24 protein-coding genes are annotated in these 23411 nt (G+C 63.2%); 11 read left to right on the top strand and 13 right to left on the bottom strand.

The features are described 5' to 3' along the window. The first annotated feature begins 6 nt into the window (after window positions 1–6). The 3 genes from NCS03_RS21730 to NCS03_RS21720 all read left to right on the top strand — a co-directional run bounded on the left by NCS03_RS21730 (window position 7) and on the right by NCS03_RS21720 (window position 3316). Window positions 7–1008, top strand: coding sequence for a LysR family transcriptional regulator (locus tag NCS03_RS21730; protein ID WP_008348237.1), 1002 nt, complete (start codon window positions 7–9; stop codon window positions 1006–1008). A 7-nt stretch (window positions 1009–1015) separates the two neighbouring features. Further along, window positions 1016–1942: a LysR substrate-binding domain-containing protein gene (locus NCS03_RS21725; RefSeq protein ID WP_250521956.1), complete on the top strand. Its 927-nt coding sequence runs from the start codon at window positions 1016–1018 to the stop codon at window positions 1940–1942. A gap of 117 nt (window positions 1943–2059) precedes the next feature. Further along, the gene (locus NCS03_RS21720; RefSeq protein ID WP_250436619.1) at window positions 2060–3316 is read left to right on the top strand and encodes an aromatic ring-hydroxylating oxygenase subunit alpha; all 1257 of its coding nucleotides are present in this window, start codon (window positions 2060–2062) and stop codon (window positions 3314–3316) included. 3 nt (window positions 3317–3319) lie between these two features. On the opposite strand, the gene NCS03_RS21715 is transcribed toward NCS03_RS21720, so the two are convergent. Then, the gene (locus tag NCS03_RS21715; protein ID WP_033536277.1) at window positions 3320–4015 is read right to left on the bottom strand and encodes a GntR family transcriptional regulator; all 696 of its coding nucleotides are present in this window, start codon (window positions 4013–4015) and stop codon (window positions 3320–3322) included. Window positions 4016–4170: 155 nt separating this feature from the next. Here NCS03_RS21715 and NCS03_RS21710 point away from each other — a divergent pair, with 155 nt between their 5' ends. The 4 genes from NCS03_RS21710 to NCS03_RS21695 all read left to right on the top strand — a co-directional run bounded on the left by NCS03_RS21710 (window position 4171) and on the right by NCS03_RS21695 (window position 10517). After that, the gene (locus NCS03_RS21710) at window positions 4171–5445 is read left to right on the top strand and encodes a glucarate dehydratase family protein (protein ID WP_008348230.1); all 1275 of its coding nucleotides are present in this window, start codon (window positions 4171–4173) and stop codon (window positions 5443–5445) included. Between the two features lie 41 nt (window positions 5446–5486). Then, window positions 5487–6803, top strand: coding sequence for an MFS transporter (locus NCS03_RS21705; protein ID WP_250436614.1), 1317 nt, complete (start codon window positions 5487–5489; stop codon window positions 6801–6803). A 55-nt stretch (window positions 6804–6858) separates the two neighbouring features. Continuing rightward, window positions 6859–8091 carry a phosphatidylserine decarboxylase family protein gene (locus NCS03_RS21700; RefSeq protein ID WP_250529760.1) on the top strand — a complete coding sequence of 411 codons (1233 nt, stop codon included), beginning with the start codon at window positions 6859–6861 and terminating at the stop codon, window positions 8089–8091. Window positions 8092–8198: 107 nt separating this feature from the next. Continuing rightward, window positions 8199–10517 (top strand): FdhF/YdeP family oxidoreductase, encoded by a 2319-nt coding sequence (locus tag NCS03_RS21695; RefSeq protein WP_250529759.1) that lies wholly within the window; start codon window positions 8199–8201, stop codon window positions 10515–10517. 1 nt (window position 10518) lies between these two features. On the opposite strand, the gene NCS03_RS21690 is transcribed toward NCS03_RS21695, so the two are convergent. Further along, window positions 10519–11103, bottom strand: a complete 585-nt coding sequence (locus tag NCS03_RS21690) for a hemerythrin domain-containing protein (protein WP_250529758.1) — start codon at window positions 11101–11103, stop codon at window positions 10519–10521. Between the two features lie 174 nt (window positions 11104–11277). Here NCS03_RS21690 and NCS03_RS21685 point away from each other — a divergent pair, with 174 nt between their 5' ends. The 4 genes from NCS03_RS21685 (at window position 11278) to NCS03_RS21670 (ending at window position 13203) form a co-directional block, all read left to right on the top strand. After that, window positions 11278–11718: a DUF3597 domain-containing protein gene (locus tag NCS03_RS21685; protein WP_034470889.1), complete on the top strand. Its 441-nt coding sequence runs from the start codon at window positions 11278–11280 to the stop codon at window positions 11716–11718. Between the two features lie 181 nt (window positions 11719–11899). Beyond that, window positions 11900–12445 carry a low affinity iron permease family protein gene (locus tag NCS03_RS21680; RefSeq protein ID WP_008348216.1) on the top strand — a complete coding sequence of 182 codons (546 nt, stop codon included), beginning with the start codon at window positions 11900–11902 and terminating at the stop codon, window positions 12443–12445. Window positions 12446–12526: 81 nt separating this feature from the next. Continuing rightward, window positions 12527–12901, top strand: coding sequence for a phage holin family protein (locus NCS03_RS21675; RefSeq protein ID WP_008348214.1), 375 nt, complete (start codon window positions 12527–12529; stop codon window positions 12899–12901). Then, window positions 12898–13203, top strand: a complete 306-nt coding sequence (locus tag NCS03_RS21670) for a hypothetical protein (RefSeq protein WP_008348212.1) — start codon at window positions 12898–12900, stop codon at window positions 13201–13203. Before NCS03_RS21675 ends, NCS03_RS21670 begins: the two co-directional genes overlap by 4 nt. Window positions 13204–13224: 21 nt before the next feature. Here NCS03_RS21670 and NCS03_RS21665 read toward each other — a convergent pair whose 3' ends face one another. The 11 genes from NCS03_RS21665 to NCS03_RS21615 all read right to left on the bottom strand — a co-directional run bounded on the left by NCS03_RS21665 (window position 13225) and on the right by NCS03_RS21615 (window position 23217). Continuing rightward, a complete protein-coding gene (locus NCS03_RS21665; protein ID WP_250457387.1) occupies window positions 13225–13404 on the bottom strand; it encodes a hypothetical protein in 180 nt (59 codons plus the stop codon). A gap of 29 nt (window positions 13405–13433) precedes the next feature. Further along, complete coding sequence (locus tag NCS03_RS21660; RefSeq protein ID WP_250457388.1) at window positions 13434–13976, bottom strand: hemerythrin domain-containing protein; 543 nt, start codon at window positions 13974–13976, stop codon at window positions 13434–13436. Between the two features lie 99 nt (window positions 13977–14075). After that, entirely contained in the window at window positions 14076–15092 is a 1017-nt protein-coding gene (locus tag NCS03_RS21655; RefSeq protein WP_033536211.1) for a LacI family DNA-binding transcriptional regulator, read from the bottom strand. After that, complete coding sequence (locus NCS03_RS21650; RefSeq protein WP_250529757.1) at window positions 15089–16192, bottom strand: glycerol dehydrogenase; 1104 nt, start codon at window positions 16190–16192, stop codon at window positions 15089–15091. Before NCS03_RS21650 ends, NCS03_RS21655 begins: the two co-directional genes overlap by 4 nt. Next, complete coding sequence (locus NCS03_RS21645; RefSeq protein WP_239294834.1) at window positions 16189–16950, bottom strand: SDR family oxidoreductase; 762 nt, start codon at window positions 16948–16950, stop codon at window positions 16189–16191. The genes NCS03_RS21650 and NCS03_RS21645 overlap by 4 nt, the downstream gene beginning before the upstream one ends. A gap of 1 nt (window position 16951) precedes the next feature. Further along, window positions 16952–17971 carry an NAD(P)H-quinone oxidoreductase gene (locus NCS03_RS21640; protein WP_008348200.1) on the bottom strand — a complete coding sequence of 340 codons (1020 nt, stop codon included), beginning with the start codon at window positions 17969–17971 and terminating at the stop codon, window positions 16952–16954. Beyond that, on the bottom strand, window positions 17968–18504 hold the full coding sequence (locus NCS03_RS21635) for a 2,4'-dihydroxyacetophenone dioxygenase family protein (RefSeq protein WP_250529756.1): 537 nt from the start codon (window positions 18502–18504) through the stop codon (window positions 17968–17970). The genes NCS03_RS21640 and NCS03_RS21635 overlap by 4 nt, the downstream gene beginning before the upstream one ends. Window positions 18505–18552: 48 nt before the next feature. Beyond that, complete coding sequence (locus NCS03_RS21630; RefSeq protein WP_008348196.1) at window positions 18553–19257, bottom strand: ABC transporter ATP-binding protein; 705 nt, start codon at window positions 19255–19257, stop codon at window positions 18553–18555. Continuing rightward, a complete protein-coding gene (locus NCS03_RS21625) occupies window positions 19241–21025 on the bottom strand; it encodes a branched-chain amino acid ABC transporter ATP-binding protein/permease (RefSeq protein WP_250529755.1) in 1785 nt (594 codons plus the stop codon). The genes NCS03_RS21630 and NCS03_RS21625 overlap by 17 nt, the downstream gene beginning before the upstream one ends. Before the next feature lie 18 nt (window positions 21026–21043). Next, a complete protein-coding gene (locus tag NCS03_RS21620) occupies window positions 21044–21916 on the bottom strand; it encodes a branched-chain amino acid ABC transporter permease (RefSeq protein ID WP_034470891.1) in 873 nt (290 codons plus the stop codon). A gap of 83 nt (window positions 21917–21999) precedes the next feature. Further along, window positions 22000–23217 carry an ABC transporter substrate-binding protein gene (locus NCS03_RS21615; protein ID WP_250529754.1) on the bottom strand — a complete coding sequence of 406 codons (1218 nt, stop codon included), beginning with the start codon at window positions 23215–23217 and terminating at the stop codon, window positions 22000–22002. Window positions 23218–23411: the final 194 nt, after the last annotated feature.

Below are 23411 nucleotides of genomic sequence, written 5' to 3'. Positions count from 1 at the left end.
AGTCACATGCAGAAGAAACAGCAGTTCGCGGACAGGCTTCTCGCCCAGATGCCGTCGCTGCGCGCGCTTCGGTGCTTCGTCACCGCGGCGCGTTACGAGAGCTTCACGCAAGCCGCCGAAGTGCTGTGCGTCACGCAGGCGGCCGTCAGCCGGCAGATCAAGGAGCTGGAGGACACGCTGGAGGTCGCGCTCTTCGAGCGCACCGGCAGGCACATCGCGCTGACCGACGCCGGCCGCATTCTCTACAACGCGTCGTATCTGTCGATCATGAACATCGCGGAGGCGGCGCAGGCGGTGCGGCGCGTCGACCGGCATGCGCTCACGCTCTGCATCTCTCATACGTTTTCGGCGCTCTGGCTCTCGTTCCGATTACCCGCGTTTCGCCAGCGTTTTCCGAACATCCGCCTGCATGTGATGGTGACCGAGCACTTCATGGAGCTCGACGATCTGATGGAGCCGGATGTCATCATCACGAAGAATCCGCCGCGCGAAGCGGAGTACGAAGTCGAGCCGCTTTTTCACGACATCGTTTATCCGGTATGTAGCGTTCCGTTTTTCGAGCGCTATTTTCATGGCCGTGCGCTAAAGCCGCTCGATCTGCTCGCGCATCCGACGCTGAGCCTGTCGCTGCTCGGGCGCGCGCAGGTGTGCGAGCACGTCGACTGGCGCGTGTGGAAAAACTGGTATCAGCAAGGCGACGGTTCCGAGCGGCTCGATCAGCACGACGATTTCGAAAGCAACGACTATCGCCTGCTTGTGGCTCAGGCCGAAGCGGGCGAGGGCACCTTGCTCGGCTGGCATCACCTCGTGCATCGTCAGGTGGAGCAGAAAAAGCTGGTGCGTCCCGTCGACGATGCGCTGGTGTTCCACGATCGTCATCACTACATCATCACGCATCGCAACGCGAAAGCACGCCCGGAATACATTCAGTTTCGCCAATGGCTCGACGAGGAAATCGGCACGATGATGCAGGGATGGCCCGCCGCCGAATCGAAGGCCGTTCTATGAGCGCCGCATGAAACCGGCAACCGAAAAAACGAAGGGTTATCGGCGGCTCATTCCGTCGGTGACGGCGCTGGTGGAGTTCGAGGCCGTCGCGCGGCTCGGCAGCTTCACGCTCGCGGCGCATGAACTGGGCGTTACGCAGGCCGCCGTGAGCCGGCAGGTGCGCTTTCTCGAAGAGACGCTCGGCACGCGGCTATTTCGCCGTCTGCATCGCGCGATCGAACTGACCGACGAAGGCGAGGCGCTGTATCGCGTCGTCGCGGAATCGATGCAGAAGATCGCGAGCGTGTTCGATCGCCTCGCGCGCGGGCCCGTTCAGCAGGAACTCGTGCTCGCGGCGACATCCGCGTTTTCGCATTTTCGACTGCTGCCGCGGCTTGCGTCGCTCAAGGCGTTGCAGCCCGACCTGCAGCTGCGGCTGTCGACGCAGATGTTCACGGCCGACTTGCGGCACAAGGAAATCGACGTCGCCGTGCGCTTCGGCAACGGGCTGTGGCCGGACGGCACGGCGACTTTGCTGTTCGACGAGGAGGTGTTTCCGGTCTGCGCGCCTTCATGGCTCGAAAAGCAGCCCGCGCCCGCGACGCTCGACGAACTGGCTGGCGCGGTGCTCGTCGAGTCGGATTCGACGACCGAAGGCTGGATGGGCTGGGAAGAGTGGTTCCACGCGCTCGGATGCCGGCCGATGCGCCTGAACTTCGCGCTGCGTTGCAGCCTCTATACCGATGCGATTCAGGCCGCGCGCTACGGCCAGGGCGTCGCGCTCGGATGGGGCCGGCTCGTTCAGGATTTTATCGAGAGCGGGGATCTCGTCAGGCTGGAAGTGGCATCGTTCAGGCCGACCGATTCGTACTTCGCCGTGGTGCCGCATGGCCGCGCTTTCACGCCTGCCATCGGCGGTCTGATCGAATGGCTGCGCGACGGCGCGCTCGCATAAACCAAAGTCATGCGACACCGAAAATAAAGCGCATTGACGCTATTTTTCAGCGATCCAATACTCGGAATATGGCGGGACCATTCGAAGTCCCGATACCCTGAACGTTGGAGAGCGACGATGTCCGAAGTGCAAATGAAGACGCATGGCGAACTGATCCGCAGCCGCGAGCCCGGGCATGGCTTGCCCGGCGAGCTGTTCGGACGGCAGGACGTGTTCGAGACGGACGTCGAGGTCTTCTTCCAGAAGCACTGGATGCTGGTCGGCGTGACGGCGGACGTGCCCGAGCCGGGCGATGTGTCGACCGTCGATATCGGCCGTGCTTCGATCATCATCGTTCGGGATGACGACGAGAACATCCGCACTTATCGGAACGTCTGCCGGCATCGCGGCGCGCGCCTGAAGGAACCGGGGAAATCGACCGTCGGCATGCTGGTCTGCCCGTATCACCAATGGACTTACGATCTCGACGGCAGCCTGCGCCACGCCGCGCACATGGGCAAGGATTTCGACGCGAAGTGCCGCAGTTTGTTGCCGGTGCATACGCGGATCGTCGGGACACATATTTTCGTGTGCCTCGCCGACGAGCCGCCGGCGGACATCGCGAAGCTCGAAGACACGATGGCGCCGCGCTTCGCGCCCTACGACCTCACGAACACGAAGATCGCGTTCGAATCGGAGATCATCGAGAACGGCAACTGGAAGCTCGTGATCGAGAACAATCGCGAGTGCTATCACTGCGCCGCGACGCATCCGGAACTCACTGCCTCGTTTTTGCCGGAGGATTTCGGTTTCTGTCCGGAGAACCTCAGCGAAGAATCGCTGCTCGAAATCGAAGCCTATAAAAAACGGAACGCGGCGTGTCAGGCGAGTTGGGAGAACGACGGCTTCACGAGCGCGACCGTCGAATGGCTGGACGAAGACGCGGTCACGCAATTCCGGACGCAACAACTCGTGATCGCGGGCTACGGCGAATCGCAGACGATCAGCACGAAGGTCGCGAGCCAGAAGCTGCTCGGCAATCTGCAGCGCCGCGATCTCGGCGACACGCATCTCTGGACGCACAACTCATGGACGCACGTCATGAGCGATCATGCGGTGATTTCGTACATCATCCCGCTCGCGCCGGATAAAACGCTCGTGCGTTCGAAATGGCTCGTGCACGCGGATGCCGTCGAAGGCGTCGATTATCAGCTTCAGGATCTGACGGAAGTGTGGGTCGCGACGAACGCGCAGGACAAGCATCTCGTCGAAATCACGCACGAAGGCACGCAGGATCCGGCGTATCGGCCAGCGGTGTTCTCGCCGTTCACGGAAAGCTACGTGGAGCAGTTTTCGCGCTGGTATTCGGCGCGCCTGAGCGCGCACGGCGTTTGAACATCAGTGATCCGTGACGAAGGTCGGGTGGCGCGTGCGGATCTCGTCCACCTGACTGAGCGTGCCGGAAAGATGCTTGCGCAACGCGGCATCGGCGGCATCGGCATCGCCTTTTTCGATGGCATCGACGATTTCCGTGTGGTCGCGCACCACGGCCATCGTCTTGCCCTCGACCGGCAGATGCAGCCGCCGCAACCGGTCGATATGCCCGCTGAGTCTGCGCACGAGATCCCACAACTGCGGCACGCCCGCGGCTTCATACATCTGCCGATGAAACGCCTGATCGAGCGCTGAGAACTGCTCGACGTCCTGCGGCTCCATCCATTCCATCTGTTCCGCGATCGTCGCGCGCAGCCGCGCGATCAGCGACGCCTTATGCTCCCGCGCGAGCGTGCGCACGATTTCCAGTTCGATCGAGCGACGCAGAAAGTGCGCCTGCATCGCCGATGCCACGCTGATCTGGCTTACGACCGTCGCGTGCTGCGGAAAAATATCGACCAGTCCTTCTTCGCCGAGCTTCATCAGCGCGTCGCGCACCGGCGTCTGGCTCAGGCCGTAGCGCGTCGCGAGTTCGGTGCGCGACAGCACCGTGCCCGGTTCCAATTCGAGCGACAGGATCATGTCGCGCAGCCGCTCGAACACCTGCGGCGCGGCATGACGAGAACGGTCCAGGCGATGCACGGAAGCGGAATTATTCATTTCGGATTGAAAGGAAAGCGACTGAAACATTAGTACTATAGCCGCGCCCATGCCCGATGAGTAAGCCGTTGGCGGGTCGGCGTTTACCCGACTGACACACTAATATATTAGTGCTTTACCATTCGGCCATTCCATTAATTTTCGGAACGCCCGACATGACCCGCGATATCGCCATCACCCAGATTCGAATCACGCCGATCGCATTCCGCGATGGTCCGTTGCTCAACGCCGCGGGCATCCACGAACCGTGGGCGTTGCGCGCGATCGTCGAACTGGAGACGAGCGACGGACGCGTCGGCATCTCGGAGACTTACGGCGACGAGCCGATGCTGCGGGTGCTCGATCAGGCGAAGGAGCTCGTCATCGGCCTGTCTCCTTTCGATCTGAATGTGATGGAAGAACGCGTGCGCGCGACGATCACCGCGACGCCCGGCGCGGTCGAATTCGAACTCGCGCCCGGCTCGCACGCCGCGAAAAACGCGCCCAAGGTCATCAGCACGCTCGAAGTGGCGATGCTCGATCTGCAAGGCCAGATCGTCGGCGCGCCGGTCGTGGACTTGCTCGGCGGCAAGGTGCGCGACGCCGTGCCCTACAGCGCGTATCTGTTTTTCAAGTACGCCGAGCACATCGACAAGCCGTATGCGCCCGATGCGTGGGGCGAGGGCATCAGCCCGGAGCAGATCGTCGCGCAGGCGCAGCGCATGATCGACCTCTACGGTTTCCAGAGCATCAAGCTGAAGGGCGGCGTGTTCGAGCCGGCGCATGAAATTGCGTGCATGCAGGCGCTCGCGAAGGCGTTCCCGGGCATGCCGCTGCGTCTCGATCCGAACGCGAACTGGACGCTCGAAACCAGCATCGAGGCCGCGCCGCAGCTCGATGAAATTCTCGAATACTACGAGGATCCGTGCCCCGGCCTTGAAGGCATGGCCGAACTGCAGAAGCACACGAAACTGCCGCTCGCGACCAACATGGTCATCACGACGATGGACGACTTCCGCCGCGGCTGCAACATGGGCTCGATCAAGGTGCTGCTTTCGGATCATCACTACTGGGGCGGCCTGCGCGCCACGCAGACACTCGCGCGCATGGCGAAGCTCTGGGGCTTCGGCATGTCGATGCATTCGAACTCGCACCTCGGCATCAGCCTCATGGCGATGACGCATGTCGCCGCGAGTGTGCCGAACCTCACCTACGCATGCGACACGCACTACCCGTGGCAGGAAGAGGAAGTCATCAAGGGCGGCCGCGTGAAGTTCGATAACGGCGCGGTGCGCGTGCCGACGACGCCCGGTCTCGGTGTCGAGCTCGATCGCGAGAAGCTCGCCGAATTGCACGAGCAGTACAAGACGTGCGGCGTGCGCAATCGCGACGACCTTTCGCAGATGCGCAAATATCAGCCGGAATTCTCAGGCAAGAATCCGCGCTTCTGAGCCATAGAACAACAACACAAGGCATTCAAGGAGACACCCTCATGAGCAGTTCCAGCGCGCTGTCGAGCGCCGTTCGCAAGATCAAGTGGCATGTGCTGCCGCTTTTCGTCGTGATGTTCATCGTCAATTACATCGACCGGGTGAACATCGGATTCGTGCGTCAGCATTTGAGCGCGGACCTCGGCATCGGCGCGGCCGCTTATGGCCTCGGCGCGGGCCTGTTCTTCGTGAGCTATGCCGTGTTCGAAGTGCCGTCGAACATGCTGATGCAGCGCTTCGGCGCAAAAGCGTGGCTCACGCGCATCATGATTACGTGGGGACTCGCGGCCGTGGGCATGGCCTTCGTGCAGGGCGAGACCTCGTTCTATGCGATGCGTCTCTTGCTCGGCGCGGCCGAAGCGGGCTTCTTTCCGGGCGTCGTGTTCTATTTCACGCAATGGCTGCCGCGCGATGAACGCGGCAAGGCGATGGCCGTCTTCCTGAGCGGTTCCGCGCTCGCTTCCGTGTTCTCCGGCCCGATCTCGGGCGGGCTGATGCTGATCGAAGGCGCGGGCCTGCGCGGCTGGCAGTGGATGTTCATCATCGAAGGCATGGCGTCGGTCGTGCTCGCCGGCTTCGTCTGGTTCTGGCTCGATTCGAAGCCGCGCGATGCAAAGTGGCTCACGCGCGCCGAGCAGGACGCGATCGTCACGGAGATCGAAGACGAGCAGCGCCGCCGCGACGCCGCGCATGTGAAGACGCCGTCGTCGTGGAGCCTGATGCGCGATCCGCAGATCCTGATCTTCTGCCTGATCTATTTCTCTGTGTCGCTGACGATCTATGGCGCGACGTTCTGGCTGCCGAGCATCATCCGCAAGATGGGGCACCTGAACGATTTCCAGGTCGGATTGTTCAACTCGATTCCGTGGCTCATTTCCATCGTCGCGATGTATCTGTTCGCGGCGCTCGCGGCGCGCTTCAAGTTTCAGCAGGCATGGGTCGCGTGCGTGTTGCTCATCGCGGCCGCCGGCATGTACGCAGCGGGCCAGGGCAGTCCGGTGTTCTCGTTCGTTGCAATCTGCTTTGCCGCTATCGGGTTCAAGGCTGCATCGTCGCTGTTCTGGCCGATTCCGCAAGGCTATCTCGATGCACGCATCGCCGCGCCCGTGCTTGCGCTGATCAATTCGATCGGCAATCTGGGCGGCTTCGTCGCGCCGGCCACCTTCGGCTTTCTCGAGCAAAAGACGGGTTCGATTCAGGGCGGCCTGACAGGCCTCGCCGTGATGTCGATTCTCGCTGCGGGCGTCGTGTTCCTCGCTCGCATGACGCCTCGCGAAGGGCGCGACGTCGCGGCGCTGCGGCCGGGCGTGCAGAAGTAAGGGAGGCATACAAACTGCTGGCCGTCTTCGATCGGTACATCGATCGGAGACGACAATGGCGACGAATCAGCGCCACAGACTGGGCGAATGGCTCCCGCGCGAAGAGCAGGCGATCGCGCGCTTTCGCGAGACATTCGCCGAGTACGCCCGGCAGCGCGCGGGCAGAACGAAACGCAACAGCGTCATCGAAGAGATGGCGGCTTTCATCCACGACGATCCGGTCGTGCGCATGGACTTCACGCGCGCGATCCGTCAGGCGCATGAAGCCGGATTCAAGCTCGGTTATGCGAGCATCGACGAATTCATCGTATTGCTCGATGCGATGCTGACGTACGCGCCGCCGTTCAGCGAATCGAGCCTGATCCATTGCCCCATCAACGCATTGCTAGACTGGCCGATGGTCATGCCGTCGGGCTATGCGCTCTTTCGCGATCCCGCATTCAACGCGCATCTGAAGCGCGTGCTGAACGTGTGGTCCGGCTTTCTCAGCGGACCGTATTCGCGCACGCATCTGAACACCGACGCGTCCGATGGCTGGTTCAGCAAAGAGGCCGATAGCAAGATCGGACTGCACCAGTTTCTCTGCGATCCGCATAAGCCGTATTGGGGCTTCGCGTCGTGGAATCATTTCTTCACGCGCGAATTCAAGCCTGGCGCGCGGCCTGTTGCAGAGCCGGATAACGCCAAGATCATCGTCAGTGCGTGCGAGGCTTCGCCCTATAACGTCCAGGACGATGTGCAACTGGAAGACTCGTTCTGGATCAAGTCGCAGCCTTATTCGCTGATGGACATGTTCACGGCGAAAGAAGCGCAACTCGCGAAGCGATTCGTCGGTGGCACGGTGTATCAGGCCTTTCTAAGCGCGTTTTTCTATCATCGCTGGCATGCGCCGGTGAGCGGCACGATCGTGAAGGCATATCTCGTCGACGGCACCTACTTCTCGGATGCCGACTCGGAAGGCGAAGATCCCGGCAGCCTCAACGATTCGCAAGGCTATATCACTGCGGTCGCGGCGCGCGCGGTCATCGTCATCGATTGCGACGATCCGGACATCGGCGAGGTTGCGTGCGTGTTCGTCGGCATGGCGGAAGTGTCGTCATGCATGATCGAGGCGTTGCCGGGCCAGCGCGTGCGCAAGGGCGAAGAGCTCGGCTACTTCCAATACGGAGGTTCCACGTATTGCCTCGTCTTCAGGCCCGGCGTGATCGAAAGCTTCGAGCGGCAGAAGCCATTCGATGACGATGCGCCGCCCGTGCAGATCAACGCGCATCTTTGCACGGCGCGCTGAATTGCGGCCAGGGAACTGCGTTCGCTTAAGCAATCAGAAAGGAACGGCAATTGCTCGCGCATCAGGCAAATACATGCAGATAAATGCACAACGCGCGAGGCAAAGACATGGCCGAATCAGACAATGCCGTTCGCAAGAACGACGCTTATCCCTATTCGTCGGGCGGTTGGGGTTCGCTCAAAGCCGTCACCGGCGCGCTCGTTCACGAGAAGGTGCCGCTCAAGGCGAGCACCGTGCTCATGAAGCAGAACAAGCCCGAAGGCTTCGCGTGCGTGAGCTGTTCGTGGGCCAAGCCCGCCGATCCGCACACCTTCGAGTTTTGTGAAAGCGGCGCGAAAGCAACCGCATGGGATCTGACGGCGAAGCGCATGACGCCGCAGTTCTTCGAGCTTCATACGGTGACGCAGCTATGCGCGTGGCATGACCACGATCTCGAGGACGCGGGACGTCTCACCGCGCCGCTGCGTTACGACGCGGCCACCGACAAGTACGTGAGCGTCTCGTGGCAGGAAGCCTTCGAGGACATCGGCCGCGAACTGCGCGCGCTCGATCCGAAAAGCGTCGTGTTCTATGCATCGGGCAGAGCATCGCTGGAAACGTCGTACATGTATCAGCTTTTCGCGCGCATGTACGGCACCAACAATCTGCCCGACAGTTCGAACATGTGCCATGAAAGCACGAGCGTCGGACTGAAGGAAGCGATCGGCGTGGGCGTCGGCACCGTCAGGCTCGAGGACTTCGAGAAGACCGACCTCATGTTCTTCCTCGGACAGAACGTCGGGACCAACAGCCCGCGCATGCTGCATCAGCTGCAGGAAGCAAGAAAGCGCGGCGTGCCGATCATCACGTTCAATCCGCTGCGCGAGCCGGGACTGCTGAAGTTCGCCAACCCGCAGTCGCCCGTCGAGATGATGACGCCCGCGCATACGCTCATCAGCACGCAATATCATCAGCTGAAAACGGGCGGCGATACCGCTGCGTTGCTCGGCATCTGCAAGGCCGTCATTCACGCCGACGACCGCGCGAAGGAAGCGAACGAACCGCGCGTACTCGATGTCGATTTCATCGAAACGCATACCGTGGGCTTCGAAGCCTTCGCGAATTACGTGCGCGCTGCATCGTGGGACGATATCGAGCGCGTGGCGGGACTGCCGCGCGCTGACATGGAAGCCGCCGCCGAGGAATACATGCGCGCGAACGCAGTGATGGCCCACTACGGCATGGGCATCACGCAGCACAGGCAGGGCGTGCAGAACGTACGCATGCTGTGCAATCTGCTCTTTCTGCGCGGCAATGTCGGCAAGCCGGGCGCGGGACCGTCGCCGGTGCGCGGGCATTCGAACGTGCAGGGGCAGCGCACGGTCGGCATCACCGAGAAGCCGGAGCTCGCGCCGCTCGACAAGCTCGCGAGCCAGTTCGGTTTCGAGCCGCCGCGCGAGAAGGGCATGAATATCGTCGAAGCGTTCGAAGCCATGCTCGATGGCAAGGTCAGCGCGGTCATCAATCTTGGCGGCAACCTCGTGCGTTCGGTGCCCGACCGCATGCGCATCGAACCGGCGTGGCGCGGTCTGAAGCTCACCGTCAATGTCGCGACAAAGCTCAATCGCAGTCATCTCGTGCATGGCGAGAAGTCGTACATTCTGCCGTGTCTGAGCCGCATTGAGATCGATACGCAAGCGAGCGGCGCGCAGGCTGTCACGATGGAAGACAGCACCGGCTGCATTCACGGTTCGCGCGGCGTCGCGGAGCCCGCGTCGCCGGATGCGCGCTCGGAGCCGTATATCGTCGCGGAACTGGCGAAGCATACGCTCGGCGAGCGATCGACCATCGACTGGGATCGCTGGCGCAACGACTATGCGCTGGTACGCGATGAAATCGCGAAGACGTATCCCGAGAGCTTTCACGACTTCAACGAAAGAATGTGGACGCCCGGCGGTTTTCCTCGCGCTCTGCCCGCGCGCGAACGCAAGTGGCAGACGAAGAGCGGCAAGGCGGAATTCTTCGTGCCGGAAACGCTCGGCGAAGACCCGGACATGCCCGAACGCGAACCCGATTCGCTGCGCCTCATGACGCTGCGCAGCGACAGTCAGTTCAACACGACGATCTATAGCCACGACGATCGCTTTCGCGGCGTCAAGGGCGATCGCATGGTGATCTTCATGTGCGAAGCCGACATGGCGCGACACGGCCTGAAGAAAGATGACCGCATCACGCTGCGCACCATTGCCGATGATGGTTTCGATCGGCGTGTGGCGGGCCTGCGCATACATCCGTATGACATACCGGAAGGATGCATCGCGGGTTATTACCCCGAGTGCAATCCGTTGCTCCCGCTATGGCATTGCGCGAAGGAAAGCAAGGTGCCCGGCGCGAAGTCGATTCCGGTGTTCATCGTCGAAGTCAACGGCGCGCCGCGCGAACACTGAATCATGCAGATCGACGGATGCGGCGCGCGGAAGCGGGCCGCAAGCAATGCGCGATCGCAAGCGCGCCAAGGGACATCACGGCGAGCGATGCGAGCGGAAACGTTCCGAACGTATTCGCCGCAATCGCAGACGGACGACTCTGTGCGACGAGTTGCATGCGGCGCTTCGTCATGCGCGCACCAAGTTCCGACAACTGTGAAGCGAGCGAGCGTTCGGCAGTGGGCAGCAAGACGGTTTCCTCATCGGCGACGTGATGCATCACTTCACGCATGAGCTGCATGAAACGCGCGTCGTAGGCTGCGTCCTGCGGACCCATCGCGCGCAGCTTCGCGATGTCTTCGCGCATCTGGTCGTGCTCGGGCTTGCTTTTGGCGAGACGCTCGTCGCCTGCCATTGCCTCGCTCAACGCGGGATAAAAGATTTCTTCCTCCAGTTGCGCGTGAATTTCAAGTGCAGTACACGCAAGCTCGACGATCGCGCGCTTTCTCCACCACGATGTCTCCGCGTGATAGCGATGAAACGCCGCCATGACATGCGTGTGATCCATGCGGATCATCGTCGTGATGGAAGGGGAACAGGAAGGCATATCCACGGTGACTCCTTGGCGGCTTTGCAGCTCTGCTGTGGTGGTGGGGAAAGACGCGTTATCGTGCTCGCTCCGGCACGACATGCGATCAGCAAGCGTTATTCCGCATCGCATGCGCGGCGGTAGCGGCACGGGACTTGCATCGTTCGTGAACTCACTTCTGAAGGAGGGGCCATGAGTATTTTTTCCAATATCCTGAACAAGATCTTCCACCACGACAGCGCACCGGCGAGCACCGGCACGGGCACGGCTGCGGGTCAGGCCGCAGCGCCGGCCGGAGGCGCTGCCGCCGCGCCGACGACGTCCACCGCCGCGTCCACGCCCGCACAACCGGCCGCACAAGCCGCCGCGCCGATGCAGGAAGTGGACGTCGAGGCCGTGCTGACGAAGATGCAGGCGAATCACGGCGAGCAGCTCAACTGGCGCACGTCGATCGTCGATCTGATGAAGCTGCTCGGTCTGGACAGCAGCCTGTCCGCGCGCAAGGAACTGGCTGCGGAACTGCACTACTCGGGCAACACGGAAGATTCCGCTGCAATGAATATCTGGCTTCATAAGCAGGTCATGCAGAAGCTCGCGGAAAACGGCGGCAAGGTGCCGGACGAACTCAAGTAAGCGACGCTTTTCATCAGACGGAAGACGCGCGCGATGGCAGGTCGAAGCGTGCGTCGTCCGCCAGACGGTCGAAACAACAAGAAAAAAACGATACGGACGACGCATTTCCGGGAAGGCACGACGCGTCCATCGAAAGGCACGGTAGCTCGAACCTTTCTTTTGCAGTATGCAGGGGAGAAACATGAACGACAGAGACCAGATTTCCGACGCGGCGCCGCTGGACACGGTGCCCAACACGTCCAGCCCGGCCTATGCGAACGCACATCCCGTCACTCGCGCGTTCGATGCTTTCGCAAGCGCAGTCACGAGATGGGCCGGCTCGCCGGTCGCGTTCGGGCTGGCGGTCATTTGCATCGTGGTCTGGCTGATATCCGGACCGCTATTCAAGTTTTCGGACGGGTGGCAACTCGTCATCAACACGGGCACGACCATCATCACGTTTCTGATGGTGTTCCTGATTCAGCAGAGCGCGAACAAGGACAGCGTGGCGATGCATCTGAAGCTCAACGAGTTGCTCGCGTCGCATCGCACGGCGAGCAATCAGCTGATCGGTATCGAAGATGCAACGGAGGAAGAACTGCGCAAGCTGGCCGCCGCTTATTTGCAACTCGCATCGGAAAAGCAGGGCGGCGAAGCTCCGGCGCGGACCGACGACGGCGCGGCCGCCGACATCGCGCGGCGTCTCGCGCGCGCTCACGCCAAGACCGCGGCCAAGCGGACACGATGAAGTTGCGTTGCGCTGGCATGCACACTGCTGTTGGTCATCCGTAACACTCCGTTTCGACAAAAACTCGCCGGAGAAGTAACGATGACAATTCAGAGAAAAATCGCCAACTGGCGCAGGGTCGGCCATTTCTGCACGAGACGCCTCGTCGACTACGGCGAGTTGATTCCGATCGAACTCGCTGAAACCAAGAAGCGCGTGCTGCATGAAGTCGTCGCGCTGGTCGCGCTCGCGATCGGCGCGCTGTTCACGCTGTCGTTCGTATCGATCGCTGTGATCGTGACGGCTGTCGGCACGCCGCATCTCGTGCTGACGGCGTGGTGCGTCGCGGCTGCGTGGCTCGCGGTCGCGGTGATCGCGGTCATCGTGATGATGTCGCGCAAGCCGGCCGAGCCGTTCCAGTTGCTGCGCAGCGAGTTGCGCCGCGACGTCGATGCCATCAAGGAGGCGACGCAATGAAGCACGCCGAAGCTCAGAGCGTCGTGCTCGCGCGCATGGCGGAATCGCGCGCGGAGCTGATCGCCGCGCATATGGCCGACGAACCGATGCGAATCGCGCGTGCGCCGCGCCGCGCACTGCCGGCGAGTGCCCGTCCCGCGCCATGGTTTCTGCGCACGCCCAATGCGGAACTCATCGCGCTCGCGCTGGTGGGTGTCGCGATTCTTGGCTTGCGTCGCACGGTGCAGACGGCGGTCGGCGCGGGATTGAGCGCGTCGACTCACCGGGCGTTCGGCGATCTGCTCAACGCGCTGCGCGAATGATCGTTCGCGGATGAATGGTGTTCAACGCCGCGCGCGCCGCTTCTTCGGCTTGCGCGGCGGCGTGAGCGCGGCCGTCAAGAGAGTCGACGCTTGCCGTTTCGCTTGCGCAGTCGCGCGGCCGCGCGTCGCCCCGATGACCGCGTTCGCACCGGAAAGCCACATGCTGAGGAAAGGGTTCTTCTTCGCCCAGGGGTTTTTCATGATTCGGCTCCGGTGCGCGCTCAAGAGCGTCAATGCAGGCGCATCGTGTTATCGCCTGCGTCCTTCGGGATTTTCGCTTCGAGCTGTTCCTTGCGCTGCATCAGCTTGCTGCCGAGCGCGTCCAGATCGGCTCCGGACTTGCGCAATTTCGGAAACAGTTCCGATTCTTCTTCTTCGATATGGTGATTCACCATTTCGGACAGCACCTTGAACGTGGCGTCGAAACCCTTGTCGGACGGCTTCAGCTGCGTGAACTTCTCGATCAGCACCTTGACGAGATAGTGCTCGACGTAAGCCTCTTCGACATCCGGCCGGTCGTCTTCGTCCAGCGCTTCCTGCGCGGCCGGGTACAACAACTCTTCTTCGATCATCGCGTGAACCGTCAGTTCTTCGCAGGCGCGGCGCACGAGCGTGGCTTTCGCGTCGAGATCGTCTTTCTCCGCTTTCTCGAACGCGTCGAACAGCTTTTGCACGGCGCGATGATCGTCGGTCAGCACCTGAATCGCGTCCTGGCTGCGGGCGGTGCCGGACGGGGCGGTGGTCGTCGGCTGGGTGGAGGGTTGGCGCGGCATCGTGAACTCCTTTTCGGAATGTGGGGTGTCACGATAACGAGCAAAGAGCGGGCCTACGACGCATCGCGGGCGATGAAACTAAACATCGGAACGATGCGTTCAGGCCGCGGGTTTGGCCAGCGTGCCGCGTTCCACGACGGGCGCATCGAGCACGAGCTCGTTATCGCCGTCCTTGCCGTCGATCAGCGCCATGAGATGCCGCGCGGCGCGCGTGCCGATCTCCAGCGACGGAACGCGTACCGTCGTGAGCGGCGGCTGGGTGAGCCGCGCCTGTTCGATATCGTCGAAGCCCGTTACCGAAAGATCGTCGGGAACCCGAATGCCCTTCGCGCGGCATTCGTCCAGCAGACCGATTGCCTGTAGATCGGTGCCGCAGATGACCACGCTGGGCCGCGCTTCGCCGTCCCACAGTTCGCGCAGCGCCTGCCTGCCGCCTTCAAAGGTGAACGGCGCTTCGACGATCCATTCGGGTCTCAGATCCAATCCCGCTTCCCTGAGCGCGGCGCGCGTGCCGGCCTGCCGTGCGCGCACGCGTTCGTTGCCGAAGGTCGAGCCGCCGCACATCGCCACATGCCGATGCCCGAATCCGACGATGCGTTTCGCCAGCCGGTAAGCCGCGTCGAAATTGGAAAAGCCCACGCAATGCGGATACTGCGTTTCATCCACCGACCACGTCAGAACATAAGGCAACGCGTACAGGCGCGTGAGTTCGAAAACTTCAGGCGGATGATCGGTGCCGACGAGCACGAGCCCGTCGACGCCGCGTTCCAGAATCGCACGGAGCAATTCGAGTTCGCGCGCCGGTTTGTATTCGTGACTCGCGATCAGCAACTGATACCCATAACCCCATAACGTCTGCTGAAGCGCCTGAATCGAATCGGCGTAAATGGGGTTGTTGAGCGTGGGATAGATGGCCGCGACCGTGCGCGTCTTGCGCGAGGCAAGCGCCTGCGCCGCGCCGTTGCGCACGTAGCCGAGCTGTTCGACCGCGCGCTGCACATTGGCGAGCGTTTGCGGCTTGACCTGATCCGGCACGGACAACGCGCGCGACGCGCTGCCGAGCGAGACGCCCGCCAGCCGCGCGACATCCGCGAGCGTAGCGCGCGTGGGTTTCATGATGGGCTGCGCGCGCGTCCATAGGCATCGGCGCGGGCGATGCCTTCGATCAGCTGCGCAGCCGTCAGCGGCGGCGACATGTGCCGGCTATAGCGCGTGGCGAGCGTGGCGTTTGCGATGAGCGTTTGCTGTGCCGATGTAAGCGGGGCGTGCTGCCCCAGTTCTGCGAGCGTGAGCGGCAATCCGGTTGCGGTCATGAGCGTGGCCAACGGTTCGATCTCTTCGGGCGATGTATCTTCGACGAACAATTGTACAAGCGTGCCGAAGGCGACCAGTTCGCCGTGCATCATCGAGGCCATCGCGGGAATCGCCGTGAGTCCGCGGATCAGCGCATGCGCGAGCGACAGGCCGCCGCTCTCGAAGCCGACGCCGCTCAACAGCACGGTCGCTTCGATCACGCGTTCGACGGCATCGGTGAGTTCGCCGCGCCGGATGTCGGCGTAGGCGCGCGCGCCGTCTTCGAGCAGGATCGCGAGCGTCGCGCGCGTGAGCAGCAGCGCGCCCGGCAGCGGCGGCGTGCCGTACGAGTTCAGGCCATCGGCGCGTTGGCATTGCGCGGCTTCGTACTTCTTGCTGAGCGCATCGCCGATGCCGGCCGCGAAGAGACGCGCGGGCGCGGCGGCGATCAGCGCGGTATCGACGATCACCGCGTCCGGATTGCGCGGCAACATGTCGATGCCCGCGACGCGATGCGCGTCGTCGTACAGGATGATGAGGCGGCTCGTCGGCGCATCGCTCGAAGCGGCGGACGGCGCGATCACGATCGGCACGTTCAGCGCCCGGGCGACGCCTTTCGCCGAGTCGATCGTCTTGCCGCCGCCGATGGCCACGACGGCATCCGCGTTGAGTTCGCGCGCATCGTCGCTCAGCTTCGCGATGACCGCGGCCGTGCATTCGCCGGGAAACGTGACGATGTGCGCGTCTTCGATCGATCGCGTGACTTGCGCCGACACGCGATCGATGACCGCGCCATCGACGAGCACGAACGCGCGTCGCGCGCCGAGTTCCGCGAGCGTCGATCCGAGCGCGGACAACGCGCCCGGCCCTTGCGTGTATCGCCCCGGAAAGCCGATGGTTCTCAACGGCGCGTTCGTCGTCATGTCATCAGCCATCCGCCGGCCACGTCGATCACCTGGCCGGTGACGAACGCGGCTTCATCGGATGTGAGGAACAGGCACGTCGATGCCACTTCGTCGGGCGCGCCGAGCCGCCGCAACGGCGTTTCTTGCGCGACCTTTTCGTTGGCCTCCCGCGCGACGCCGCGAACGAGCGGCGTATCGATGCGCCCCGGCGCGATCGCGTTCACCGTGATGCCGTGCGGCCCGAGCTCCCCCGCGAGATGCCGCGTCATGCCGATCAGCGCGGCTTTCGTCGTGCTGTAATGCGCGGCGACGATGTCGAGGTACGCCTTGCCCGCCACCGACGACATCGACACGATGCGTCCGAAGCGCCGCTCCACCATGCCCGGCGCAAGAATGCGGCAGAAGTTGAAGACGCTGTTCACGTTCACGTCCATCACGCGGCGCCATTCGTCGGGCGACATCTGCCAGACGGGCATCGGCTTGCCCGCGTGTTTCGGCGAAATGCCCGCGTTGTTGACGAGCGTATCGACCGGACCGAGCGCGGCCTCGATCGCACGGCACGCGGCTTCGCACGCGGCGAAATCGCCGACGTCGGCATGGGCGAAATGCACGCGCAGGCCCGCATCGGCGAGACGTCTTGCGAGCGCCGCGCCTGTTTCTTCGTTGACATCGACGATGCCGACGGCCGCGCCATCGCGCGCATAGCGCTCGACGAGCGCCTCGCCGATGCCGCCGCTGCCACCCGTCACCAGGACCACACGCTTGTCGTGCCGCACGTTATTGGTCTCCCACTTTTAGCATGATTTTGCCGATATGCCTGCTCGATTCCATCAGCGCGTGCGCGGCCGCGACGTCGGCGAGCGGCAGCACGCGATGAATCACGGGCAGCGCGCGGCCCGCTTCGAGCAGCGGCCAGACGTGCGCGTGCAGCGCTTTCGCGATCGCCGCTTTCTGTTCGATGCCGCGCGCGCGCAGAGTCGATCCGGTAAAGGTGAGACGGCGTAGCATGATCGGCATGGCATCCAGTTCGATGCGGCTGCCTTCGAGAAACGCGATCTGCACGAGCCGGCCTTCGAGCGCGAGCGCGCGGATATTGCGCGCGATGTAATCGCCGCCGACCATGTCGAGGATGATGTCGACGCCTTTTCCATCGGTGAGAGTCGCGATGGCATCGACGAAATCTTCGTCGCGGTAGTTGATCGTATGATCCGCGCCCGCTTCGCGACAGGCCTGCGCTTTTTCCGCATTGCCGACGGTCGTGATGACGCGCGCGCCGAATGCGTGCGCGAGCTGGATCGCCGTCAGTCCGATGCCGCTCGATCCGCCGTGCACGAGAAACGTTTCGCCCGCCTGCAGGCGGCCGCGCTCGAACACGTTGGTCCAGACGGTGAAGTACGTTTCGGGCAAGGCCGCGGCCTGCAGCAGCGTGAAACCTTTCGGCAGCGGCAGACAATGCGATGCATCCGTGATGCAGTATTGCGCGTAGCCGCCGCCGGGCACGAGCGCGCAGACTTCATCGCCGGCGCGCCATTGCGTGACCTCCGCGCCCGTTGCGACGATGCGCCCCGACACCTCGAGTCCCAGATGCGGCGATGCGCCCGGCGGCGGCGGATACGAACCCGAGCGTTGCAGCACGTCGGGACGGTTCACGCCTGCGTAGGCGACTTCGATCAACACGTCGTTCGGGCCGGGCGAGGGCAGCGGTCCCTGCGCGAGCCGCATGCAGTCGGGCGCGCCGCCCGCGCCGTGGTCGACGTATTGCATCGATGCGGGAAGAGTGGATGTCATGGCGTTCATCGGATGATGGATTCGATGTAATCGGCGGGCAGACCGATCGACGCATAGTGCCGGCGCGCCGCCTCGATCTTCGTGAAGACGTCTTCGTAACCCTGCGCGACGCCTTGCGGATCGACATAGGTATAGCCGCCCGTGACATGGAACCAGGTAATCATCTCGGGCACGTCTTCGGGCACGAAGAGCGTGTGCGTTTCGCCCGCGGGCTCGAACGCATAGCCGCCTTGCTCCGCGACCCAGTCGTGTTCGAGGTAGTACCAGCGGCCCTTGAGCACCATCGCATGAACGGCGCCGCTATGACGATGCCGCGAGATCACGCCGCTGCAGCGCACCCGCAGCAGATTCACGTAATAGCCCTGGCTCGCGTTGAGAATGAGCGGCTTGAACGACACGGTTTCGGTCGCGGGCACCCACAGGTTGTCGTCTTCGAGCCAGTCGGTCATGACGCCGCCGTGCACGAGGTCCTTCGACATGTACGGCACTTGCGGCAACTGATAGGCGATGACTTGTTCGTCGGGTTTCACTTCGGTTTGCATGAGTTTTTATCTCCGTGGTTTCTGGATGCGATGCGCCGGTTCGCTGAATCAATGACCGAGATAGGCGCGCCGCACGTGGGGACTATCGAGCAATTCTGCGCCCGTTCCGGAAAGCGCGATGGCGCCGTTTTCGAGCACGTATCCGCGGTTCGCGAGCTTGAGCGTATGGAACACGTTCTGTTCGACGAGCAGCACCGTCACGCCGCGCGCCGCGACCGTGCCGACGACTTCGAACATCTGCTCGACGAGCAAGGGCGAAAGACCGAGCGACGGTTCGTCGAAGATCAGGAGCTTCGGCGCGGACATCATGCCGCGCGCGATGGCGACCATCTGCTGCTCGCCGCCCGATAGCGATCCGGCAAGTTGCGTGAGACGCTCGCGCACGCGCGGAAAGAGTTCGAGCACTTCGTCCATGCGTTCGCGCCGCGCGCTTCGTGCGGCGTGACGAAACGCGCCCATCAGCAGGTTCTCTTCGACGCTCAGGAACGGGAACAGCTGACGGCCTTCGGGAATCATCGTGACGCCCATCGCGACGATGTCGTGCGAGGACTTGCCAACGAGTTCCTGTCCCTGAAACGTGATGCTGCCGCCGCGCGCCGCGACGATTCCGCATAGCGTCTTCAGCGTCGTGGTCTTGCCCGCGCCGTTCGCGCCGACGAGCGTGACGATCTCGCCTTCCTGCACATCGAGCGAGACGCCGCGCAGAACTTCGCTCTTGCCGTAGCCGGCCGAGACGTTATGCAGCTTGAGCATCGAGATACCCCTTGCCGAGATAGGCCTGAATCACCTCAGGATCGTTGACGACATCGGACGGCTTGCCTTCCTTCAGCATGCGCCCGGCATTGATGACGATGATGCGGTCCGACAGCGCCATCGTCGCCTGCATCATGTGCTCGATCATCAGCACGGCGATTCCTGAATCGCGGATGCGCCGCACCATGTTGATCGCGCGCGCGATGTCGGCGGGATTGAGACCGGCCATCACTTCGTCGAGCAGAAGCGCGCGCGGGCGCGTGGCGAGCGCGCGCGCCACTTCGAGACGCTTCATGCCGCCGACCGTGAGGCTGCGCGCTTCGGTATCGAGCAAGGACGTGAGATCGGTGATCTCCGCGACTTCGCGTGCGATCGATTCCGCTTCGACGCGGACCCGCGTATGCATGAACGCGCCGAGCATGATGTTCTCCAGCACCGAGAGACCCGCGAACGGCTGCGCGATCTGGAAAGTACGGCCGACGCCGTCCTTCGCGAACGCATCGGGCGTGCGCGGTTCGGCCCAGGTGCCATCGGCGAGGCGAATCTTCACGATGCCTTCGTTCGGCCGGATGAAGCCCGAAAGCTGATTGAAGACCGTCGTCTTGCCCGCGCCGTTCGGGCCGATCACACCGAGAATCTCGCCGGCGTGCAGCGTGAGGGAAACATCGTCGGTCGCGACGAGTCCGCCGAAGCGCTTCTTCAGATGCTCCGCGACGAGCAGCGGCGTGCCGAGCGGCAACGCATCGGCGGGCGCGATCGACTTCGCCGGTGCGGGCGGCGGCGTGCGCGCGCCGGGCAGACGGTCGATGAAGCGCAGCACGAAGCCGCCCAGATGCCCGACGAGTCCGCGCGGAATGAACAGCACGACGAGCACCAGCACGACACCGTAGACGAAGCCGTGCGTGCCGCTGCCGAACGAGCTGAGCCAGCCGCGCGCAAGCTCGGCGATCGGCAGCACGAGGACGGTGCCCGCGAGCGGCCCGGCGACGCTGCCGAGTCCGCCGATCAGCGCGAACATCGCGATCTGCACCGACAGTTCCAGCGAGAACGCCGCGGACGGATCGATGAAGGTGAGATACATCGCGTGGAAAGAGCCGATGAGACTCGTCAGCACCGCCGAGATCACCGCCGCGCCGATCTTCACCTTCACCGCGTTCACGCCGACCGCGCGCGCCGCATCTTCACGTTCGCGCACGGCGATCAGATAGAAGCCGAAGCGCGAGCGGCGGATGAGCCACGCGGCCCACAACGTCACCAGAAGAAAGCCGAACGCGATCAGCAGATACGCCCACTTTTCGCGGAACACCATCCATTGCAGGCCGATGTTGAGCGGCACGTTCAGGCCCGCCGAGCCGCCCGTCCAGCTTTCCTCGTGCACCGTGAGCAGGCGGCACACTTCGAGGAACGCGATCGTGGCGAGCGCGAAGAACGGTCCGCGCAGACGCAGCGTCGGATACGCGATGACGATCGCCGCCATCGCCGAGATCACCGCGCCCGCGAACATGCCGAGCCACGGCGTGATGCCGAAGTTGATGACGAGCAGCGTCGCCGCGTACGAGCCGATGCCGTAGAACACCGCGTGTCCGAGCGACAACTGTCCGGCGAATCCGCCGACGATATTCCACGCCGTCGCGAGCGCGCCGAAGATGCACACGAGCACGGCCAGGTGAAACGCGAACGGCGATTGCAGCGCGAACGGCACGGCGAGCAGCGCGACGAGCGCCAGCGCGCCCATGTAGCCGCGCGGATGCAGGAGATTGGCAAACATCGAATGCCTCGCTGAACGTTATTCGGAGCCGCGTCCGAGACCGAAGAGACCGGTCGGGCGCACCACGAGAATCACGAGGAAGATCGCGAAGTAGACGACTTCCTTCATGTCGGGCGAGATGTAGTAGCCCGCGAGACTGTCGATGAGCCCGATCACGATCGAGCCGACGAGCGCGCCCGGCAAGCTGCCGAGACCGCCCAGCACGACGATGACGAACGCGGTCAGCACGAAGTACTGGCCGACGGTCGGGAACACCGGATACTGCGCGACCAGCAAGCCCGACGCGAGCCCGACCAGCGCCGCGCCGATGCCGAACGCGAGCACGTACGTCGTCTTCACGTTGACGCCCATCAGCGAGGCCGCGTAGCGATGCTGCGCCACCGCGCGAAACGCGCGACCTGTGTAGGTGCGTTGCAGGAACAGATGCAGCCCGCCCGCGACCGCGAGCGCGGCGGCAAACGTGATCAGTTGCCCGCTCACGATGTTGATGTCGCCGAACTGCAGATGCTCGGTGCCGAAGCTCACATCGACGGGATGCACGTCCGCGCCGAAGATCATCAGCGCGAGATTCACGAGCGCGGTCGACACGCCGACGGTCGCGAAAATCTGAATGTGCGCGTCGGCGGAAAGCAGCGGCTGGATGATGAAGCGCTGGATCAGCACGCCGAATGCGAAGAGCAGCAGCGCGACCGGCACCGCCGACACATACGGATGCCAGCCGAGCTTCGCGGCGAGCAGCCAGACGGCGTACATGCCGACCATCAGCAGCTCGCCGTGCGCGAAGTTGACCACGCGCACGACGCCGAAGATCAGCGTGAGGCCGATGCTGATGATCGCGTACGCGCCGCCCAGCAACAGGCCGTTGACCAGAAGTTGCAGAAGAATGGACATGCTCGTTTCCTGGACACCGCGCAGCGCGTGTCACGCGCCCCGCGGTTCGAGTGAAAGAGAAATGCGGGTCGACAGCGGCGGTTTTACTGCGCCGCGACGGGCTTCGCGATCGCGACCGCTTCCGGATAGACGGTGACGAGCTTGCCGCCTTGCCACTGCATCACGTTGGTGGTCGCGAGCTGGTTCTGGCCGTTGTCGGCGAACTGGAAGCCCCAGCCAGCGGCGGTCGTGCCCGTCGGCTTCTTGTAGGCGAGCACGGCGGCGCGGATCTTGTCCTTGTCGGTGGATTTCGCGTTGGCGAGCACATCGAGGAACGCTTTCGCGCCGACATAGTTCACGAGGCTATGGCCCGATCGCGGCGCCATGCCGAAGTGCTTCTGATATTCGGCGGTGAATGTTTCGAGGCCGGGTGCGCCTTTCTCGTTCATCGCGACTTGCGGGAAGTCGATGTCGTACACGCCGTTCATTTGCGCGCCGACGGCCTTGGCCGTATCCGAGAGCGAGTAGCCGCCGCCCGCGCCGATGACCGCCTTCGGCTTGAAGCCGGCCTGCGCGGCCTGGCGGAAGAACAGGATCGAGTCGTTCTGATACGAGGTCTGCAGCACGATATCGACGTCCGCGCCCTTCAGACGCAAAATCAGCGACGACAGATCGACGCTCTTCGCCGAATACGGCAACACCTGCACGACGTTCAGACCGAGCTTCTTCGCGCCTTCCTTCTGAAAGCCGGAGACGAGCGTGCCGTACGGCCCGTCTTCCGCGATGATCGCGATCTTCAGCGTCTTCGGATCCACCTTGAGTTGCGGCGCGACGACCTTGGTCAGCGCTTCGAGCGTGCCGTCCGCGAAGGTCTTCGTGGTCGAGTTGCTGCGATACAGATACTTGAAGCCGCGGCTCGTGATGGTGTCCGCCGTCGCGCCGAGTTCGAAGAACGGCACGCCCGCGAGCTCGGTCACTTGCGTCGCCGCCGACGACACCGCCGACGAATAACTTCCGAACACCGCCGACACGTTTTCCACCGACGTCAGACGCCGCGCTTCGCCGACGGCCTGATTGGCATCGACGGCATCGGCCTTGACGAGCACCACTTTCTCGCCGTTGATGCCACCCGCCGCGTTGCGCTCGTCGACGGCGAGCTGCACGCCGCGATAGCTTTCGTCGCCGAGCAGCGCGAGTCCGCCGCTGAAGGGGAAGAGCGCGCCGATCTTGATGTCGGCGGCGTGCGCGGCAGTGAGACTCGATGCTGCGACGCACGCGGCGGCGAGCGCGCGCAGGACAGTGCGGGGAAGGTGCGAGGACATGCGGTGTCTCCTTGTATCGTTCGAAATTGAAGCGCTTCAAATCGAAAGCAAGAAAGTTCGGTTGCGTTGCCGAATTTGCTCTGTCTGGGTTGATCGACTGAATTTGAAGCGCTTCAAGTTTGCGTCGATGAACGCAAAGACGTCAACCGAGGGTTTGCACGGAAGAGTGAGACTCGGCGCGGTCGTCTCCGAAC

It is taken from the genome of Caballeronia sp. ATUFL_F1_KS4A (genome assembly GCF_023630905.1).
GTDB lineage: Bacteria > Pseudomonadota > Gammaproteobacteria > Burkholderiales > Burkholderiaceae > Caballeronia > Caballeronia zhejiangensis.
This window is presented reverse-complemented; position numbering and strand designations above follow the sequence as displayed.

Coding starts and splice junctions, on each gene's coding strand:
- NCS03_RS21635 (WP_250529756.1), bottom strand. CDS start 18,504: ATGCAAACCGAAGTGAAACCCGACGAACAAGTCATCGCCTATCAGTTG.
- NCS03_RS21720 (WP_250436619.1), top strand. CDS start 2,060: ATGTCCGAAGTGCAAATGAAGACGCATGGCGAACTGATCCGCAGCCGC.
- NCS03_RS21650 (WP_250529757.1), bottom strand. CDS start 16,192: ATGACGACGAACGCGCCGTTGAGAACCATCGGCTTTCCGGGGCGATAC.
- NCS03_RS21615 (WP_250529754.1), bottom strand. CDS start 23,217: ATGTCCTCGCACCTTCCCCGCACTGTCCTGCGCGCGCTCGCCGCCGCG.
- NCS03_RS21715 (WP_033536277.1), bottom strand. CDS start 4,015: ATGAATAATTCCGCTTCCGTGCATCGCCTGGACCGTTCTCGTCATGCC.
- NCS03_RS21705 (WP_250436614.1), top strand. CDS start 5,487: ATGAGCAGTTCCAGCGCGCTGTCGAGCGCCGTTCGCAAGATCAAGTGG.
- NCS03_RS21690 (WP_250529758.1), bottom strand. CDS start 11,103: ATGCCTTCCTGTTCCCCTTCCATCACGACGATGATCCGCATGGATCAC.
- NCS03_RS21730 (WP_008348237.1), top strand. CDS start 7: ATGCAGAAGAAACAGCAGTTCGCGGACAGGCTTCTCGCCCAGATGCCG.
- NCS03_RS21655 (WP_033536211.1), bottom strand. CDS start 15,092: ATGAAACCCACGCGCGCTACGCTCGCGGATGTCGCGCGGCTGGCGGGC.
- NCS03_RS21660 (WP_250457388.1), bottom strand. CDS start 13,976: ATGCCGCGCCAACCCTCCACCCAGCCGACGACCACCGCCCCGTCCGGC.
- NCS03_RS21625 (WP_250529755.1), bottom strand. CDS start 21,025: ATGTTTGCCAATCTCCTGCATCCGCGCGGCTACATGGGCGCGCTGGCG.
- NCS03_RS21685 (WP_034470889.1), top strand. CDS start 11,278: ATGAGTATTTTTTCCAATATCCTGAACAAGATCTTCCACCACGACAGC.
- NCS03_RS21710 (WP_008348230.1), top strand. CDS start 4,171: ATGACCCGCGATATCGCCATCACCCAGATTCGAATCACGCCGATCGCA.
- NCS03_RS21680 (WP_008348216.1), top strand. CDS start 11,900: ATGAACGACAGAGACCAGATTTCCGACGCGGCGCCGCTGGACACGGTG.
- NCS03_RS21620 (WP_034470891.1), bottom strand. CDS start 21,916: ATGTCCATTCTTCTGCAACTTCTGGTCAACGGCCTGTTGCTGGGCGGC.
- NCS03_RS21670 (WP_008348212.1), top strand. CDS start 12,898: ATGAAGCACGCCGAAGCTCAGAGCGTCGTGCTCGCGCGCATGGCGGAA.
- NCS03_RS21665 (WP_250457387.1), bottom strand. CDS start 13,404: ATGAAAAACCCCTGGGCGAAGAAGAACCCTTTCCTCAGCATGTGGCTT.
- NCS03_RS21695 (WP_250529759.1), top strand. CDS start 8,199: ATGGCCGAATCAGACAATGCCGTTCGCAAGAACGACGCTTATCCCTAT.
- NCS03_RS21630 (WP_008348196.1), bottom strand. CDS start 19,257: ATGCTCAAGCTGCATAACGTCTCGGCCGGCTACGGCAAGAGCGAAGTT.
- NCS03_RS21725 (WP_250521956.1), top strand. CDS start 1,016: ATGAAACCGGCAACCGAAAAAACGAAGGGTTATCGGCGGCTCATTCCG.
- NCS03_RS21675 (WP_008348214.1), top strand. CDS start 12,527: ATGACAATTCAGAGAAAAATCGCCAACTGGCGCAGGGTCGGCCATTTC.
- NCS03_RS21640 (WP_008348200.1), bottom strand. CDS start 17,971: ATGAACGCCATGACATCCACTCTTCCCGCATCGATGCAATACGTCGAC.
- NCS03_RS21700 (WP_250529760.1), top strand. CDS start 6,859: ATGGCGACGAATCAGCGCCACAGACTGGGCGAATGGCTCCCGCGCGAA.